Source organism: Erwinia mallotivora (genome assembly GCF_000590885.1).
GTDB lineage: Bacteria > Pseudomonadota > Gammaproteobacteria > Enterobacterales > Enterobacteriaceae > Erwinia > Erwinia mallotivora.
In genome coordinates this window covers 1-18,505 of the sequence record NZ_JFHN01000065.1, presented here as the reverse complement: position 1 = coordinate 18,505, position 18,505 = coordinate 1, and the positions used below count along the sequence as shown (strand labels likewise).

Here is an 18,505-nt window from a genome sequence, read left to right as displayed (position 1 = left end):
CGCTACGGACGCTTTCAGGCTGTTCATATCATCTGAGAGCAATTAGCTACCGGTTCTCTGAGCCGTTATCCGGAGTGCGACGTGGTTAATGTTATACTTCTGAAACTGTTTAATGCCGCCTTTCAGTTTATTCTGCTGAATTTTAGCCGTGCTGTTGGCTTGTTGTTACAGTTTTTCCCTGCAATAGTAGTCGACTGTTCCACATCATTGAAAGTTGAGGCTCGCAATGTCTGACGACATCAAGACAATCAAAAGTTCGTCAGCAGGCGAACAGGGGGGACTCCGCTCCATGCAGGAGGTGGCCATAAGCGATCAGGATGCCAGTAAAATGCTGCGCACCTACAATATCGCCTGGTGGGGTAATAACTATTATGACGTCAATGAACTGGGTCATATCAGCGTCTGCCCCGATCCTGATGTGCCGGAAGCGCGTGTCGATCTCGCTAAGCTGGTTAAAGAGCGCGAAGCCGAGGGGCAGCGGTTGCCTGCACTGTTTTGCTTCCCACAAATCCTGCAACATCGCCTGCGTTCCATTAATGCTGCGTTCAGACGTGCCCGTGAATCATACGGTTATCGCGGCGACTACTTTCTGGTTTACCCGATTAAGGTTAATCAGCACAAGCGCGTGATTGAATCGCTGATTAATTCCGGTGAACCTCTGGGGCTGGAAGCCGGCTCGAAAGCGGAACTGATGGCGGTGCTGGCCCATGCCGGTATGACCCGGTCAGTTATTGTCTGTAACGGCTACAAAGACCGTGAGTATATTCGTCTGGCACTAATTGGCGAGAAGATGGGCCATAAGGTCTATCTGGTGCTGGAAAAAATGACCGAAGTGAAGCTGGTGCTGGAAGAAGCCGAGCGGCTCAACGTCATCCCGCGACTGGGGATCCGTGCACGTCTGGCTTCGCAAGGCTCCGGTAAATGGCAGTCCAGCGGCGGTGAAAAATCGAAATTTGGTCTGTCAGCATCGCAGGTATTGCAACTGGTGGATATCATGCGCGATGCCGGACGTATGGAAAGTCTGCAATTGCTGCATTTTCATCTTGGTTCGCAAATGGCAAACATTCGCGACATCGCCACCGGGGTGCGCGAATCGGCGCGCTTTTATGTCGAGCTGGCTAAACTGGGCGTTAATATTCAGTGCTTCGATGTGGGCGGCGGGTTAGGTGTTGACTACGAAGGTACACGTTCACAGTCAGACTGCTCGGTAAATTACGGTCTGAACGAATACGCCAATAACGTTATCTGGGCCATTGGTGATGCCTGTGATGAACACAATCTGCCGCATCCGACGGTGATCACCGAGTCGGGTCGCGCTGTTACCGCGCACCACACCGTGCTGGTCTCCAACATTATCGGGGTTGAGCGGAATGAATTCAGCACGCCGGTAGCCCCGTCTGAGGACTCCCCGCGCCCGATTGTCAGCATGTGGGATACCTGGCAGGAGATGCATCAGCCGAACAATCGCCGCTCGCTGCGGGAATGGCTGCACGACAGTCAGATGGACCTGTTCGATATCCATACCGGCTATTCGCAGGGAACCTACGATTTGACGCAGCGTGCGTGGGCCGAACAGCTTTACCTGAGCATTTGCCACTATATTCAACAGCACCTTGATCCAAGTAACCGTGCCCACCGGCCAATTATTGACGAATTGCAGGAACGTATGGCGGATAAAATTTACGTCAACTTCTCGCTCTTCCAGTCAATGCCGGATGCATGGGGCATCGATCAGCTGTTCCCGGTTCTGCCGCTTGAAGGTTTGAACAAATCGCCGGAGCGTCGGGCGGTGCTGCTGGATATTACCTGTGATTCTGACGGCACCATCGATCACTATGTGGACGGCGATGGCATTGCCACCACCATGCCGATGCCGCAGTACGATGTGGATAATCCCCCGATGTTAGGTTTCTTTATGGTGGGGGCATACCAGGAAATTCTGGGTAATATGCACAATCTGTTTGGCGACACGGAAGCGGTAGATGTCTTTGCTTTTGCTGACGGCAATGTGGAAGTTCAGCTTTCTGATGAAGGGGATACCGTTGCCGACATGCTGGAATATGTTCAGCTTGATCCGAAAGAGCTGCTGACGCATTTCCGCAATCAGGTCAAACAGAGCGATCTCGACGAGGATCTCCGTGCGCAGTTTATGGCGGAGTTTGAATCGGGCCTGTATGGCTATACCTATCTGGAAGATGAGTAATCGACTGCACCGTCAGAGTCAGGCGAGACTCATCTCTGTTTATTAGTCACCTCGCCCGATGCTGAAACAGTTTAAGGCGGTCCACAATCCCATCCCTTCCTCGTCGGGCTTAACGACGCGGCGGGGATTTTTTTTAATGGTACAGTCGGCATCAGGCTGGCTGACAGCACAAGAGGCGTTGCTATGAATAACACCCTGGGCAACCAGTACGATAACTCTTTGGTTTCGAACGCTTTTGGTTTTATGCGTTTTCCGGTTAATTTTCAGCCTTATGACAGCGATGCTGAATGGGTGATCACCGGCGTTCCTTTCGATGCGGCCACATCGGGCCGTCCGGGCAGCCGTCTTGGCCCCGGCGCCATTCGCCAGATCTCCACTAACCTGGCGTGGGAAGGCTGCCGCTGGCCGTGGAAATTTGACCTGCGCCAACATCTGAAGGTGATCGATTGTGGCGATCTGGTCTATGCCTTTGGCGATTCGCAGGACCTGAGTGACAAATTACAGGCACATGCAGAAAAGCTGCTGGAAAAGGGTAAGCGGATGCTGACTTTTGGTGGCGATCACTACGTGACGCTGCCGCTGTTACGTGCCCATGCAAAACATTTTGGCAAAATGGCGCTGGTTCATTTTGATGCGCACACCGACACCTACTCAAACGGTCCAACGTTTGATCACGGCACCATGTTCTGGACCGCGCCGAAGGAAGGGCTGATCTCTCCTGAACATTCGGTGCAGATTGGTATCCGTACTGAATTTGATCCCACGCTGGGATTCAATGTAATCGATGCCGCGCAGGTGAACGATCGTAGCGTTGATGACCTTATCGCTGAAGTGAAAAAAACCGTAGGTTCTCTGCCGGTATACCTGACATTTGATATCGACTGTCTTGATCCGGCGCATGCTCCAGGCACGGGCACGCCGGTGATTGGTGGCCTGACCACCGACAAAGCCACCAAACTGCTGCGGGGTTTGCAGGGGCTGAACATTGTCGGCATGGATCTGGTTGAAGTGGCGCCTGGTTACGATCAGTCCGATCTGACCTCACTGGCGGCAGCCACGCTGGCACTGGATATGTTGCACGTTCAGGCAGTGAACAAAGGCGCAGGCCAGCAGGGCTGAACAGGCTTATTTGCCTGCTGCGATCCGGTCTTTGATATGCTGTGCCCGGGACTGTGAAGAAGGGTGGGAATCGAACATGCTGTTAGTGCTGTTTTCCATCTTAGCCAGCTTTTCGAAGCTGGTTTCCAGACCGAGTGGACTGATACCGCGTTTTTTCAGCAAATCAAACGAGTAGTCGTCCGCCTGCACTTCCTGCTTCTGAGAGAACTGTGCGTTAACCAGTTTTTCGCCCAGTTCTCCCAGCTGTGACTGTGAGAGGGTCGCCGTTACGCCGCCGAGCGAGGATGCAGCGGAGCGCAACGCCGTTGTACCGTATGCCACCTGCATTGCCCGCCGGGTATGGCCCAGCGCCACATGCCCCATTTCATGACCCAGAACGCCTTCCACTTCGTTATCGTTCATCAGGTCCATCAGCCCGCTGTAAACACGAATACAGCCATTGGCCATCGCCCAGGCGTTGACCTCTTTGGTCAGGTAAACCTTATAGTTAGCCGGTGTACCATTAATATTGTCACCCAGCGCGGCGGCAATCTTAGCCAGGCGCTGACTGTACACGCTGTTGGCAGGTGCTATCTGTGCTTTGCTGTCCATTTGCTCACAGGACTTGACGCTCAGCTCTTTAACCTGCTCATTGTTCAGCGAAGCGGCCTGAAATGCCTGACTGCCGGATTGCATCAGCGCGGTGCTGTTAATATTCTGGCAGCCAGAAAGAACCGTCGCCACGGTCAGTGCGGTCAATGATTTAATCAGTTTCATCTATCCATCCATTAGATAACAAGGTAATAAAAACAAATACCTGCCTTAAAAGGCAGAGAGAAAACAACAACATGTTAATCAGTTAACGATGAATGCATAGCTCTGAGGTCTGAAAAATGCAACCAGACGCCTGTTTTTTTGCACTTTTCTCCATGTACATGGCCCCTGTTTTTCATGTACATTGAGGGTCGACTTTACAACCTCTTCACCTAACGTATTGATTAAAAAGGCTAAGGTGTAGAGGCGTTTAATCCGACCTGGAGTAGAAAATGTCTTCTCGTAAAGAGCTTGCCAATGCCATTCGCGCGTTAAGTATGGATGCGGTACAGAAAGCGAAATCAGGCCACCCGGGTGCGCCAATGGGAATGGCGGATATCGCTGAAGTGTTGTGGCGCGATTTCCTCAACCACAATCCGGCCAACCCGCAATGGTCCGATCGTGACCGCTTCGTGCTGTCTAACGGCCATGGATCGATGCTGATTTACAGCCTGTTGCATCTCAGCGGTTATGATCTGCCGATGTCTGAGCTGGCTAATTTCCGTCAGCTGCATTCCAAAACTCCAGGTCACCCTGAATATGGTTATACCGCTGGCGTGGAAACCACCACTGGCCCGTTGGGGCAGGGGATTGCTAACGCTGTAGGGATGGCAATTGCCGAACGCACCCTGGCAGCGCAGTTTAACCGTCCGGGCCACGATATTGTCGATCATCACACTTACGTGTTTATGGGTGATGGCTGCATGATGGAAGGGATTTCCCATGAAGTCTGCTCGCTGGCCGGAACGCTGAAACTCGGTAAACTGGTTGCTTTCTACGACGATAATGGCATCTCAATTGACGGTCACGTCGAGGGCTGGTTCAGCGACGATACGGCACAACGCTTCGAATCGTACGGCTGGCATGTGGTCCGTGGCGTGGATGGTCATGATGCTGATTCAATCAAACAGGCAATTGAACAAGCGCAGTCGGTCAGTGGTAAACCTTCACTGCTGATGTGCAAAACCGTGATTGGTTTCGGTTCGCCAAATAAAGCAGGAACTCACGATTCACACGGCGCGCCGCTGGGTGATGATGAAATCGCACTGACTCGTAAACAGCTGGGCTGGAGCCACGCGCCCTTTGAAATCCCGCAGGACATTTATGCCCAATGGGATGCAAAAGAAGCCGGTCAGGCGAAAGAAGCTGCCTGGAACGAGAAATTTGCCGCTTACGCCCGGGCTTTCCCGGAGCTGGCCGCAGAGTATAAACGCCGCATGAGTGGCGCGCTGCCGGAAAACTGGCAGTCAGAATCACAGAAATTTATCGAGCAGTTGCAGGCTAATCCTTCAAGCATCGCCAGCCGCAAAGCTTCTCAGAACGCCCTGGAAGCTTTCGGCAAGCTGCTGCCTGAATATCTTGGCGGTTCTGCCGATCTGGCACCCAGCAACCTGACCTTGTGGTCCGGTTCAAAAGCCATCAACGAAGATGCTGCGGGTAATTACATCCACTATGGCGTGCGTGAATTTGGCATGACGGCTATCGCCAATGGCATTACGCTGCACGGTGGTTTCCTGCCTTATACCGCTACCTTCCTGATGTTCGTCGAATACGCCCGTAATGCGGTGCGCATGGCGGCACTGATGAAGATTCGTCAGGTGATGGTCTACACCCATGATTCTATTGGCCTGGGTGAAGATGGTCCCACCCATCAGCCGGTCGAGCAAATGGCCGGTCTGCGCGTGACGCCGGGTATGAGCCTGTGGCGTCCTTGTGATCAGGTGGAGTCTGCGGTGGCGTGGAAATACGCTATTGAGCGTCAGGACGGGCCTACAGCCCTGATCTTCTCCCGTCAGAATCTGGCACAGCAGCCACGCGACGCACAGCAACTGGCAAATGTGGCGCGGGGCGGTTACGTGCTGAAAGAGTGCGAAGGTCAGCCAGAGGTGATCCTGATCGCGACAGGTTCGGAAGTTGAACTTGCCGTTGGCGCATATGAAAAGCTGAGCGCGGAAGGTCGTAAGGTTCGGGTGGTTTCCATGCCATCGACTGATGCTTTTGATAAGCAGGATGCGGCTTACCGCGAATCTGTCCTGCCGAAAGCGGTCAGCGCAAGGGTGGCGATTGAAGCGGGGATTGCCGATTACTGGTACAAATACACCGGTCTGAATGGTGCAATCATCGGTATGACCACCTTTGGTGAGTCCGCACCGGCAGGTGAGCTGTTTAAAGTGTTTGGTTTCACCGTGGATAATGTGGTCGCCACGGCCAAAGGCCTGCTCTGATATCTGAGGTTCGCCCTTGCGGGCGAACCTTTCCTCTTTTACCCCACGGTCTGTTCCCGCAGGTGAAAATCCTGACTTAGCGGAAACATGGGTTCCGTAATTTTCTGTACCGATGCTTTTTCCTCTTCCTTTGGCTCCTGCTGATAAGGTTTGGAATGACCATAGAAGCGTCCGTTCTGGTTTACCGAAAGCGACTCGCACTCGATAGTGCCGTCCAGATGTCCGTTCGCATTCACTGCCAGCTCATGGCTGCGACAAACTCCTTTCAGCTCGCCGCTGATTTCGATGCGATTTGCATAGACCTCTCCATCCACCCGACCATTTTTCTGCACAAAGACGGTTTTTTCAGAATTGATAACACCATTGACCGTACCATTAATATGGATGTCACCGATTGCATTGATTTCCCCCACAATCAGACAGGTTTCCGGGATAGTGGTGGTATCTGATTTATTGTGTACGGTGACTGCAGAAACCGTTTCCTCATGCTCCATGATTTCACTCTCAGGCATTGCGTCAGCTGCTGATGAGGGAGGAAGGGAGGATTGCGGTGGGATGATTATGTTGTCTTTGCGTTTAAACATCGTTATTTCCTTATTAAACAATAAATTCCTGAATGTTGCTCCGGCAACAATGGTCGAAACCAGCCCGAACAACAAGCCTTTGAACTGGCGGATCAGTTCCAGTGAGGTTTCCCAGCCCAGGCTGAATGTAATCAGTACCAGGAGCCAGATTAGCCAGACAAACCAAAGCAGGTTGTAATTCATATTCCGGTGCGGTTAATACCAGAGGAAGGAGAGAGGAGGGCAGCAATCACCGCAATGGCGATCTGATATTTCTCAACCCGGCACTCCTTCCCTGGAGCGATTACTGAGTCGCCGCGATTGTGACGTGGCCAGTGTGCGGTAACCAGCCTCGTTAATACTAACATCCGGCGACACACTGGTTACATTTAGCGTCATTTACTTTACTCCGCAGCCCAGGGTCGTGGTTAAAATTTTAAACTGTGAGGTTACTAAATGTGATCCTGGTCAGATTTTTAGCTTATTGCGACAGGTATCCATTCCAATTATTCCTGATAATCTCTATTGTAGCTGAACCGTTTCAGTTGTTGTTATCACGGCTGAAAGTGAGCTTAAGAGTCTTAATGAGTGCGTAAGAATTCTCTGTACAAGCGTAAACGTCTGCCTCAGGCTAACGCTCCAGTTTTGTACCGAATTCTGATGCAGGGGTGATATGACGGTTCGCATTGCCATAAATGGTTTTGGTCGTATTGGACGTAATGTACTGCGTGCGCTTTATGAAACAGGACGCCATGACGAAATCACAGTCGTTGCCATTAATGAGTTGGCTGAAGCTGCCGGTATGGCGCATTTACTGAAATACGACACCAGTCATGGCCGTTTCGCCTGGCCTGTTCGCCAGCAAAGCGATTCTCTGTGGGTGGGTGAGGATTGCATTCGCCTGCTGCACCGGGCAGAGATTAACAGCCTTCCGTGGCATGAACTGAATGTGGATGTGGTGCTGGACTGCACCGGCGTGTACGGCAGCCGAGCCGACGGCGAGGCACATCTTGCTGCCGGGGCAAAAAAAGTCCTGTTTTCACATCCGGGTGGTCACGATCTTGATGCCACAGTGGTTTACGGTGTGAATCAACAGGCCCTCAAGCCTGACGACAGAATCGTTTCCAATGCCTCCTGCACGACTAACTGTATAATTCCTGTTATCAAACTACTAGATGATGCTTTCGGTATTGAGTCAGGCACTGTCACCACCATTCACTCTGCCATGCACGATCAGCAGGTCATTGATGCCTACCATACCGATTTGCGGCGAACCCGAGCGGCCAGTCAGTCAATCATTCCGGTTGATACCCGTCTTGCCGCTGGCATTTCGCGTATTTTTCCGAAATTCAGCGACTGTTTTGAAGCCATTGCCGTGCGTGTCCCGACGATAAACGTGACGGCAATTGACCTGAGCGTAAGTGTGAGAGCAGCGGTCAATGCCGCAGAGGTCAACGCGTTGCTGCTTAATGCCGCAGAGGGAGCATTTAGTGGTATAGTTGACTACACGGAATTACCGTTAGTCTCCATAGATTTTAACCACGATCCGCACAGTGCCATTGTGGACGGCACGCAAACGCGGGTCAGCGGTCAGCATCTGATCAAAACACTGGTCTGGTGCGACAATGAATGGGGCTTTGCTAACCGGATGCTTGACACCACGTTAGCGATGGCCGCAAGCGGCTTCAGCCAGGGCGCGGGTTGCGCCTTTAAAATTTAGAGAATCAACGAGAGGACTCACCATGTCTGTAATTAAGATGACCGATCTGGATCTTGCCGGGAAACGTGTACTGATTCGCTCCGATTTAAACGTGCCGGTGAAAGAAGGGAAGGTTACATCAGATGCGCGTATCCGTGCTTCGCTGCCGACCATCGAAGCCGCCCTGAAACAGGGTGCAAAAGTAATGGTTACCTCCCATCTGGGGCGTCCGACCGAAGGTGAATATAATGAAGAGTTCTCCCTTCTCCCCGTCGTTAATTATCTGAAAGATAAATTGTCCGCGCCTGTGCGTCTGGCGAAGGACTATCTGGAAGGCGTTGAGGTTGCAGCCGGTGAGCTGGTGGTTCTGGAGAACGTCCGCTTCAACAAAGGCGAAAAGAAAGACGACGAAACCCTCGCGAAAAAATATGCGGCCCTCTGCGATATCTATGTGATGGATGCATTTGGTACGGCTCACCGTGCGCAGGCTTCCACCCACGGCGTGGGTAAATTTGCCCCGATCGCCTGCGCGGGCCCCCTGCTGGCGGATGAACTGGACGCGCTGGGTAAAGCACTGAAAACACCTGCTCGTCCTATGGTAGCCGTGGTGGGTGGTTCCAAGGTTTCCACTAAATTTGACGTACTGAATTCGCTGGTGAAAATCGCTGACACAGTGATTGTCGGCGGCGGTATTGCTAACACTTTCGTTGCTATCGATAACAATGTCGGCAAATCGCTGTATGAGCCAGATTTCGTTGAAGCTGCAAAAAAACTGCGCGATGAATTCAAAATTCCGGTGCCAACTGACTCCCGCGTAGGCACAGAATTCTCTGAAACTGCGCCCTCCACGGTGAAAAAAGTCTCCGAAGTCAGTGATAACGAAGAGATCATGGATTTTGGCGATGAAACCGCGCTGGCAATGGCTAAATTGCTGAAAGAAGCCAAAACTATCCTGTGGAACGGCCCCGTCGGAGTGTTTGAATTCCCTAACTTCCGTAAAGGCACCGAGATTGTCGCAAAAGCCATTGCAGACAGTGACGCATTCTCTATCGCTGGTGGTGGTGATACGCTGGCAGCGATCGATCTGTTTGGTATTGAAGATAAGATCTCTTACATCTCTACCGGCGGTGGTGCTTTCCTGGAGTTTGTTGAAGGTAAGAAACTGCCAGCAGTCGCAATGCTCGAAGAGCGTGCAAAACAATAATTTTGAGGCGGAGGGTGACTTCCGCCGTAGAAAATTTGCCTGATTTTCAGGCACCAAATCCATTACTACGACCGACGAAACAGGACAAAAAACATGTCTAAAATTTTTGATTTCGTAAAACCAGGCGTTGTCACCGGTGATGACGTGCAAAAAATCTTCAAAGTTGCGAAAGAGAATAAATTTGCATTGCCGGCAGTGAACTGCGTGGGAACCGATTCTATCAACGCTGTCCTGGAAACTGCTGCGAAAGTAAAAGCGCCGGTCATCATCCAGTTTTCTAACGGTGGTGCAGCATTTATTGCCGGTAAAGGGATTAAATCTGACAAACCTCAGGCTGCTGCAATCCTTGGTGCAATTTCTGGTGCGCACCACGTTCATCAGATGGCTGAGCATTACGGCGTACCGGTTATCCTGCATACCGACCACTGCGCGAAGAAACTGCTGCCGTGGATTGATGGTCTGTTGGAAGCAGGTGAAGCGCACTTCGCCAAAACCGGCAAGCCGCTGTTCTCTTCCCACATGATTGACCTGTCAGAAGAGTCTCTGGAAGAGAATATTGAGATCAGCAGCAAGTATCTGGCCCGTATGGCAAAAATCAATATGACGCTGGAAATCGAACTGGGTTGCACCGGTGGTGAAGAAGATGGCGTTGATAACAGCCACATGGATGCTTCAGCGCTGTATACTCAGCCGGAAGACGTTGACTATGCCTATGAAAAACTGAATGCGATCAGCCCACGTTTCACCATTGCTGCCTCTTTTGGTAACGTGCATGGCGTTTACAAGCCAGGCAACGTTAAGCTGACTCCCACTATTCTGCGCGACTCTCAGGAGTATGTGAGCAAGAAACACAACCTGCCACACAACTCGCTGGACTTCGTATTCCACGGCGGCTCCGGCTCTTCTGCTGCGGAAATTGAAGAATCTATCAGCTATGGCGTTATCAAGATGAACATCGATACCGATACCCAATGGGCGACCTGGGACGGCATCCTGCAATATTACAAAAAGAACGAAGGCTATCTGCAAGCTCAGTTGGGTAACCCGGAAGGCGCGGACAAGCCAAACAAAAAGTATTACGACCCGCGTGTATGGCTACGTTCTGCTCAGACCTCAATGATCACCCGTCTGGAGCAGGCATTTAAAGAACTGAATGCGGTAGACGTTCTGTAATCTTCTTTGCGTTTCAGGCCTGGTCTGACGGCCTGATAGCCGCGTCATTGACACCCTGTGAGTCCCTGCTCACAGGGTGTTTTTTTACCTGAAAACAGCTCAATTCTCCCTCTTCTGCAAGATCGTCAGACAATACTTTCAATCCGCGTGCTGTCTGCTGTGAAAACCAATGCTGTCTCATCTGGTGATAATTATCAGTCATGCACGGTAACAAATTATTAATTTTACTGGAAATTTGGCAGGATGCGCCATTTTTGGTTACGATTAGGGACTGGGATGTCAGCCTGGCTGGCAATGAATCACGGGTTATGAATCCTCGTCAATAACAGGAAAGGTAAATGGAAGATCTTAATGTAGTCGACAGCATTAACAACGCGGGAGGCTGGCTGGTTCGCAATCAGGCGCTACTACTCAGCTATGCCGTCAATATCGTGGCGGCCATAGCCATCATCATTTTTGGGATGATCGTGGCGCGTATTATTTCGAATGCCCTGAATAAACTGCTGATTGCCCGGCATATTGATGCCACCGTCGCCGACTTTCTCTCCGCGCTTGTGCGCTATGGATTGATAGCGTTCACCCTTATCGCTGCGCTGGGCAGGATTGGGGTGCAGACTGCTTCGGTGATTGCGGTGCTGGGTGCTGCGGGTCTGGCCGTCGGGCTGGCTTTGCAGGGGTCGTTGTCCAACCTCGCCGCAGGCGTGTTGCTGGTGACTTTCCGACCTTTTCGCACCGGTGACTTTATTGATATCGGCATCATGGGGACGGTGCTCAACGTACAGATTTTTTCCACCACGCTGAAATCAGCCGATGGCAAGATTGTGGTGGTGCCCAACGGTAAAATTATTGCCGGAAATATCGTGAATTATTCCCGTGAGCCGGTACGCCGCAACGAATTTATCATTGGTGTGGCCTATGACGCGGATGTTGATCAGGTCATCAGCCTGTTGCAGGGCGTGGTTGATGCTGAACCACGCGTGCTGAAAGAGATGGGCGTGCAGATTGGTCTGAACGAGCTGGCGGCTTCTTCGGTCAATTTTGTCGTACGCTGCTGGAGTAATGCAGGTGATTTGCAGAATGTTTACTGGGATCTGATGAAGAATTTCAAGCGTGCGCTGGACGCAAATAACATTGGCATTCCCTATCCGCAGATGGATGTACATTTGCATCATGACAAATCTGCTAAGTCGCCAGAAGCCGTACAGGAATAAGACGTTGGCATGAACTTCATGCATGATTAATTAATCATTCAAAGGTGGCTGCAATGCCGCCTTTTTTGTTGCTTTGGCTATAAGAATAACTGATTAATAATAAGTTATTTTTGTTTTTGCTAATAATTTTGCTTCGTTACACTCAGCGCAATTGTTGAGAGTGGGGAAGTTTTGATGTTGTCTGTTTATCTGGAAGGAATGATGTTTGGCGCTGCATTGATCCTGCCGCTGGGGCCGCAGAATATGTTCGTCATGAACCAGGGAATGCGTCGGCATTATCATCTGATGACGGCAGGCCTGTGCACCCTGAGTGATGTGATATTAATCTGCGCCGGGATTTTTGGTGGAAGTGCCGTGCTGATGCAGTCTCCTCTGCTGCTGACATTCGTCACCTTAGCAGGCGTTGGCTTTCTGTTGTGGTATGGCTGGGGGGCGATGCGTCGCGCGTTCATCAGTGGGGTGATGGTTACCTCCCGGCAGCAGGAGCTGGCGGGGCGTGGGCGTATTATCGCTACGGTGATAGCGGTCACCTGGCTTAATCCACATGTATATATTGATACTTTTGTCGTACTGGGCAGCATTGGGGGGCAACTGCCGGTAACGACGCGCGGTTGGTTTGCATTCGGTTCAGTCAGTGCGTCGCTGCTGTGGTTTTATAGTCTGGCGCTACTGGCAGGCTGGCTGTCACCTTTACTGAACAGAGCCCCGGTTCAGCGACTGATAAATTTTCTGGTCGGAGCGGTGATGTGGTGGATCGCCGTCAGGCTGGCGCTGGATTTATGTCAGTGAACTCGGTGTGAAAATAGCGGTCATAGCCTGGCAGAGTCACAGGCACTCAATATGCCAAATTATTGTTTTAAAGTGGAACAATCTGCTGGTGAAAGGCCTTCGGGCGATACCAGCTTTTGTCCTTAATTCAATCAAGCTCCCATGGAGGAACCGAGTGAAGCTCACTAATCTGGCCCTGGCCGCCGTTATTGGATTAGCAAACGTACCCGTCGCAGCACTGGCAGATGAACTGCCAAATGGCCCACATGTCGTTACTTCTGGCCAGGCCAGCGTGGATGCCACGCCGGATATTGCCACTCTGGCAATAGAAGTCAGTGTTTCTTCCGCCGAGGCGGCGACGGCAAAGAAACAGGCTGATGCCCGTGTGGCACAATATTTTGATTTTCTGGCTAAGAATGGCATCGAGAAAAAAGATATTAATGCCGCCAATCTGCGCACTCAGCCAGAGTATGACTATCTTAAAGATGGTAAAGCGCAGTTAAAAGGCTACCGTGCTGTGCGTCAGGTTCAGGTAACATTGCGTCAGCTTGATAAGCTGAATGAATTGCTGGACGGCGCGCTGCAATCAGGTCTGAATGAAATCCGTTCTGTTGAGCTGGGCGTGGCTGAACCGGACCGCTATCGGGACCAGGCCCGGCAGGCCGCAATCGATAACGCTATTCATCAGGCCGGGGTGCTGGCAAAAGGCTTTAATGCAAAGCTTGGCCCGGTGTGGAGTATTCGCTACCGGGTTGCCAACTACCAGCCTGTGCCGCTTACCCGCATGTTTAAAACAGCAGATGCAGCGCCAATGACGTCTGCTGCACAAACCTATGAGCAGCAGAGTATTCATTTCGACGATCAGGTAGATGTGGTTTTCGAGTTGCAACGTAATCAGTAAAACCGCAGTGTTTCACGGCCAGGCACCTCAGGGTGCCTGGCGCAGTACGCGATGTCCGTGGGCGATCAACGCATCGGTCACCTTACGCATCAGACGGCTTTCCGGAGCAAAACGATGCCAGTAGAGCATCCTGCGTTGTAATAGTCCCGGCGTCAGATCGATCAATTCACCTTCGGCCAGCTCACGTTCAATTTGCAGGTGTGGGATCATACAGCAGGTTGTACCCTGACGTGCCAGCTGCACGAATGCCTCAGAGGAATTGACGATATGGCAGGGCACGCTGCCAGGAGACAGGTCGAAATTCTGCTGTAAAAAAGCCTGATGCATATCATCAAGATGGTCGAAAGCAACTGCCGGTGCTTTCAGCAGCGCTGAACGGGTCACGCCGTTTGGGAAATAACGTGCGGCAAACTCTTTCGATCCGACAAACAGATAGTCCAGCGCGCCAAGCTGATCGACCAGGCAACTGGGTAACGGTTGCGGCTGGATACTGACAGCACCTACCACTTCTCCGCGACGCAGTCTCTCCTGGGTACGACTTTCATCCTCAACCTGGAGGTTAAGTCGCACAGGTGAGTCGGTCAGTACCGTTTTCAGCGCAGGCAGTAACCAGGTTGCAAGACTGTCGGCGTTGACCGCCAGTGACAGCAGCAGGGGCGTGGTGCCGCCATTTTCATCCCCCAGCCACTCTTCTTCCAGCAGCTCAACCTGGTGCAGTAAAGCCAGCAACTTTTGTCCCTGTTCCGTCGGACGAGGTGGAACGGTGCGCACCAGCAGCGGCTGGCCAAACATGTTTTCAAGCTGCTTGATACGCTGAGAAACGGCTGACTGGGTGATACACAGCTTTTGTGCGGCACGTTCAAAACCACGTTCACGGATCACTGCATCCAGCGCCTGAAGCGTTCGATAATCCGGGCGTTTCATTAGTTGCTTCAACTCTCTTTCAGGTGTGGAACCAGCACTATGCCACAGATTACTCACTTTGGGCTGTACAACATGAACTTATCAGAGCAACGCTTTGTGGGGCCGGCCGCAAAGCGTCAACAAATGCTGCATGACAGGGGCGGGGTTGCTTTATACTGTCGCCTCTCTAAAGCCGCACGGATTGTAAAAATATCATGACGCAGGATGAACTGAAAAAAGCCGTTGGCTGGGCGGCACTGGACTATGTTAAACCCGGCACCGTGGTTGGGGTGGGAACAGGGTCAACCGCCTCGCATTTTATTGATGCGCTTGCCACCATGCGACATCAGATTGAGGGGGCCGTTTCCAGCTCAGAGGCGTCAACCCTTAAGCTGAAAAGCCTGGGGATTCAGGTTTTTGATTTCAACGAAGTAGATGCACTGTCGGTCTATGTTGATGGCGCAGATGAAATTAATGGTCAGATGCAGATGATCAAAGGCGGCGGCGCAGCGCTGACCCGTGAAAAAATCATCGCGGCGGTGGCTGATAAATTTGTCTGTATTGTTGATCAATCCAAACAGGTGGACGTTCTGGGTAAATTTCCGCTGCCGGTGGAAGTTATTCCTATGGCCCGCAGCTATATTGCGCGAGAACTGGTGAAACTGGGAGGGCTGCCAGAGTATCGTCAGCATGTGGTAACCGACAACGGCAATATTATTCTTGATGTACACAATTTGCAGATTCTGGATGCTGTTGCGCTGGAAAAATCGATTAACGCACTTGCTGGCGTGGTGACCGTCGGTCTGTTCGCTGCTCGTGGGGCAGATGTTGCGCTGGTTGGCACAGCATCGGGCGTGAAAACCATTGTGAAATGATCTTGCTGGCCTGACAGCGCTTAATTTCTGCAAAAAAACATCTTTTCTTTTGTGGCTGGGATTTGGTGACTTATGTCACAAAATAACGTCCGGGAGGGTGTTCCTGCTAAGGATGTTTGCCACGTCCTGATTATCTGTCGATTTTTGCAGGCCCGAAGCTCTCACCTGATGTCTGGCAGGCAATCGTTTGTATTGCTGCGGCGTAAATTTTGATATTTTGACATAAGGCTTAACTATATCAGCCACATCTGAAGTCTGCTAAATAGGATCGGGAAATGGCAAAAGTATCACTGGAGAAAGACAAGATTAAATTCCTGTTGGTGGAGGGCGTGCACCAGAGCGCAGTAGATAATCTGCGGGCATCTGGCTATACCAACATCGAATTTCATAAAGGCGCACTGGATAGCGAAACATTAAAAGAGTCGATCCGTGACGCGCATTTTATCGGTATCCGCTCGCGCACTCATCTGAGCGAAGAGATTTTCGCAGCGGCAGAAAAGCTGGTTGCGGTGGGGTGTTTCTGTATCGGCACCAACCAGGTCGATCTTGCTGCGGCAGAGAAACGCGGGATCCCGGTTTTTAACGCACCTTTCTCCAATACCCGATCGGTAGCAGAACTGGTTATCGGTGAGCTGTTATTGATGCTGCGCGGTGTACCGGCAGCCAATGCCAAAGCCCATCGTGGCGTGTGGAACAAACTGGCGGTAGGGTCGTTTGAGGCACGTGGTAAAAAGCTGGGCATCATCGGCTATGGTCATATTGGTATGCAACTTGGTGTGCTGGCGGAAAGCCTGGGGATGCATGTTTACTTTTATGACATTGAGAACAAATTGCCGTTAGGCAATGCGACTCAGGTAACGCACCTGTCCGATCTGTTAAACATGAGTGATGTGGTCAGCCTGCATGTGCCGGAAACCCTCTCGACGCAGAACATGATGGGAGCGCAGGAGCTGGCGATGATGAAGCCGGGTTCACTGTTGATAAACGCTTCGCGCGGTACGGTGGTCGATATTCCTGCCTTGTGCAAAGTGCTGGCTGATAAACATCTGGCCGGCGCGGCTATCGACGTTTTCCCTGAAGAGCCTGCCACTAACAGCGACCCGTTCAATTCACCGCTGTGTGAATTTGATAACGTGATCCTGACGCCGCACATTGGTGGCTCCACCCAGGAAGCTCAGGAAAATATAGGTATTGAAGTTGCCGGTAAGTTGGCAAAATATTCCGATAACGGCTCGACGCTGTCAGCGGTTAACTTCCCGGAAGTTTCATTACCTATGCACGGCGACCAGAGTCGTCTGCTGCATATTCATGAGAACCGCCCTGGCGTGCTGACTGCCATCAACAATATTTTTGCCGGACAGGGCATTAACATCTCCGCGCAGTATCTGCAAACTACCCCATCGATGGGCTATGTGGTCATTGATATTGATGCGCCGCAGGATGTGGCGAATACGGCACTTCAGCTGATGAAATCTATTCCCGGAACGATTCGCGCCCGACTGCTTTACTGAGCCTGGCCTCAGAGTGTAAAAGGGCGACGCAGGTTCGCCCTTTTTTATGCTCTTGACCCGTCCTGAATAGCGTTGACACATTTTCCCGCGATTCTGAGGAGAATGTGATGAAGCAATATGTTAAACGTACACAACGCGACTACTCTCTGTCCTTTAAACTGGCCGTCGTTGAGCAGGTTGAAAAAGGTGAGATGACTTATCGTCAGGCTCAGGAGCGCTACGGTATCCAGGGGTGCTCCACCGTTCTGAAGTGGCTGCGTAAATATGGCCAGCTGGACTGGCACTCTTCAAAGCAGCGCAGCGCACGTGGAGGACTCATGAAAAAATCCCTTCCCCTTACGCCTGAACAACGAATCAAAGAGCTTGAGCAGCAGCTGGCTGAATCCGAAGTGAAGGCGCAGTTCTTTGAGGCCGTCGTGAAGGTCATGAACACTGAGTTCGGTGCCACGCTGACAAAAAAGCAGTTAGCTTCGTTATCGCGCAGGCAAAAACACCCGGACTGACCATCGTCAGGGTCTGCCGGTTTTTAAAAATAAGCCGTCAGGCCTGGTATCAGGGGTGTCAGCGCGTGCAACGTAAGTCAGAGCAGGCCTGCCGCATTACTGAGGAAGTGAAAAACCTCAGGATGCAGCAACCGCGCCTGGGCACGCGCAAGCTGCACCATATCCTTAACTGTCGGGATGCACCTGAACTGCATATCGGGCGGGACAGCCTGTTTACCGTACTCCGGGAGGCCGGGCTGCGGGTACGTCCGGCCAGGGCTTATCATAAAACAACCCACAGCCATCATCGCTTTTATAAGCATCCAAACCTGCTGAAAGACGGGCCGGGGCGGACCGTCATCTCCGGCCCGGAGCAGGTTTGGGTGGCGGACATTACCTGGCTTCCGGTCAGAACCGGCACGGCTTACGTGAGCCTGGTAACCGACGCATTCTCACGGAAAATAGTGGGTTACCATGTGCATGAAAGTCTTCATACAGAGCACGTGGTGAAGGCGCTACAGATGGCACTGAAAAACCGGCATGGCAGGACACCGCTGATCCATCACTCCGATCGCGGCATACAGTACTGCTCAGCGATGTACCAGTCGGTGCATGAAAGACACGGGCTAATCTGCTCAATGACGGATGGGTATGACTGTTATCAGAACGCCATTGCGGAGAGGGTCAACGGAATACTGAAAAACGAGCTGCTGATAACGCGCCCGGCAGACATCGTTCAGGCAGAAATAATGGTGGCGGAGTCGGTAAGAATCTACAATAGCCAGCGACCGCATCTGTCGCTGAAATATAAAACGCCAGATGCAGTACATCAGGCGTTTTGAGGGCGTAAAGTGTCAACCTATGCCAGGACTAGTC

General features: G+C 51.7%; 15 protein-coding genes. 12 read left to right on the top strand and 3 right to left on the bottom strand.

The window, feature by feature from the left end:
• Positions 1 to 226 precede the first annotated feature (226 nt).
• The gene (gene speA / locus BG55_RS17225) at positions 227 to 2,203 is read left to right on the top strand and encodes a biosynthetic arginine decarboxylase (RefSeq protein ID WP_034940104.1); all 1,977 of its coding nucleotides are present in this window, start codon (positions 227 to 229) and stop codon (positions 2,201 to 2,203) included.
• Between the two features lie 183 nt (positions 2,204 to 2,386).
• Positions 2,387 to 3,322: an agmatinase gene (gene speB, locus BG55_RS17220; RefSeq protein WP_034940102.1), complete on the top strand. Its 936-nt coding sequence runs from the start codon at positions 2,387 to 2,389 to the stop codon at positions 3,320 to 3,322.
• A gap of 6 nt (positions 3,323 to 3,328) precedes the next feature.
• On the opposite strand, the gene loiP is transcribed toward speB, so the two are convergent.
• A complete protein-coding gene (loiP, locus tag BG55_RS17215) occupies positions 3,329 to 4,078 on the bottom strand; it encodes a metalloprotease LoiP (protein WP_034940100.1) in 750 nt (249 codons plus the stop codon).
• A 269-nt stretch (positions 4,079 to 4,347) separates the two neighbouring features.
• On the opposite strand from loiP, the gene tkt reads away from it, so the two are divergent.
• A complete protein-coding gene (gene tkt, locus BG55_RS17210; RefSeq protein WP_034940097.1) occupies positions 4,348 to 6,339 on the top strand; it encodes a transketolase in 1,992 nt (663 codons plus the stop codon).
• Between the two features lie 38 nt (positions 6,340 to 6,377).
• On the opposite strand, the gene BG55_RS17205 is transcribed toward tkt, so the two are convergent.
• Positions 6,378 to 7,106 carry a bactofilin family protein gene (locus BG55_RS17205; protein WP_034940094.1) on the bottom strand — a complete coding sequence of 243 codons (729 nt, stop codon included), beginning with the start codon at positions 7,104 to 7,106 and terminating at the stop codon, positions 6,378 to 6,380.
• 469 nt (positions 7,107 to 7,575) lie between these two features.
• On the opposite strand from BG55_RS17205, the gene epd reads away from it, so the two are divergent.
• From epd to BG55_RS17175, 6 genes are all read left to right on the top strand, one after another.
• The gene (gene epd, locus BG55_RS17200) at positions 7,576 to 8,622 is read left to right on the top strand and encodes an erythrose-4-phosphate dehydrogenase (protein WP_034940091.1); all 1,047 of its coding nucleotides are present in this window, start codon (positions 7,576 to 7,578) and stop codon (positions 8,620 to 8,622) included.
• 22 nt (positions 8,623 to 8,644) lie between these two features.
• Positions 8,645 to 9,805 (top strand): phosphoglycerate kinase, encoded by a 1,161-nt coding sequence (pgk, locus tag BG55_RS17195; protein ID WP_034940089.1) that lies wholly within the window; start codon positions 8,645 to 8,647, stop codon positions 9,803 to 9,805.
• A 93-nt stretch (positions 9,806 to 9,898) separates the two neighbouring features.
• On the top strand, positions 9,899 to 10,978 hold the full coding sequence (gene fbaA / locus BG55_RS17190; RefSeq protein WP_034940086.1) for a class II fructose-bisphosphate aldolase: 1,080 nt from the start codon (positions 9,899 to 9,901) through the stop codon (positions 10,976 to 10,978).
• Between the two features lie 338 nt (positions 10,979 to 11,316).
• On the top strand, positions 11,317 to 12,189 hold the full coding sequence (gene mscS / locus BG55_RS17185) for a small-conductance mechanosensitive channel MscS (RefSeq protein ID WP_034940084.1): 873 nt from the start codon (positions 11,317 to 11,319) through the stop codon (positions 12,187 to 12,189).
• Between the two features lie 174 nt (positions 12,190 to 12,363).
• The gene (gene argO / locus BG55_RS17180; protein WP_034940082.1) at positions 12,364 to 12,978 is read left to right on the top strand and encodes an arginine exporter ArgO; all 615 of its coding nucleotides are present in this window, start codon (positions 12,364 to 12,366) and stop codon (positions 12,976 to 12,978) included.
• 154 nt (positions 12,979 to 13,132) lie between these two features.
• On the top strand, positions 13,133 to 13,858 hold the full coding sequence (locus BG55_RS17175; RefSeq protein ID WP_034940079.1) for an oxidative stress defense protein: 726 nt from the start codon (positions 13,133 to 13,135) through the stop codon (positions 13,856 to 13,858).
• Positions 13,859 to 13,885: 27 nt separating this feature from the next.
• Here BG55_RS17175 and BG55_RS17170 read toward each other — a convergent pair whose 3' ends face one another.
• On the bottom strand, positions 13,886 to 14,782 hold the full coding sequence (locus tag BG55_RS17170) for a LysR family transcriptional regulator ArgP (RefSeq protein WP_034940077.1): 897 nt from the start codon (positions 14,780 to 14,782) through the stop codon (positions 13,886 to 13,888).
• 194 nt (positions 14,783 to 14,976) lie between these two features.
• On the opposite strand from BG55_RS17170, the gene rpiA reads away from it, so the two are divergent.
• The 3 genes from rpiA (at position 14,977) to BG55_RS17150 (ending at position 18,471) form a co-directional block, all read left to right on the top strand.
• Positions 14,977 to 15,636, top strand: a complete 660-nt coding sequence (gene rpiA / locus BG55_RS17165; protein WP_034940075.1) for a ribose-5-phosphate isomerase RpiA — start codon at positions 14,977 to 14,979, stop codon at positions 15,634 to 15,636.
• A gap of 275 nt (positions 15,637 to 15,911) precedes the next feature.
• A complete protein-coding gene (serA, locus tag BG55_RS17160) occupies positions 15,912 to 17,147 on the top strand; it encodes a phosphoglycerate dehydrogenase (protein WP_034940073.1) in 1,236 nt (411 codons plus the stop codon).
• 107 nt (positions 17,148 to 17,254) lie between these two features.
• A protein-coding gene (locus BG55_RS17150) for an IS3 family transposase (protein WP_152542550.1) occupies positions 17,255 to 18,471 on the top strand; the annotation gives its coding sequence in 2 pieces (ribosomal slippage) (positions 17,255 to 17,599 and positions 17,602 to 18,471; 1,215 coding nt in all).
• Positions 18,472 to 18,505 lie beyond the last annotated feature (34 nt).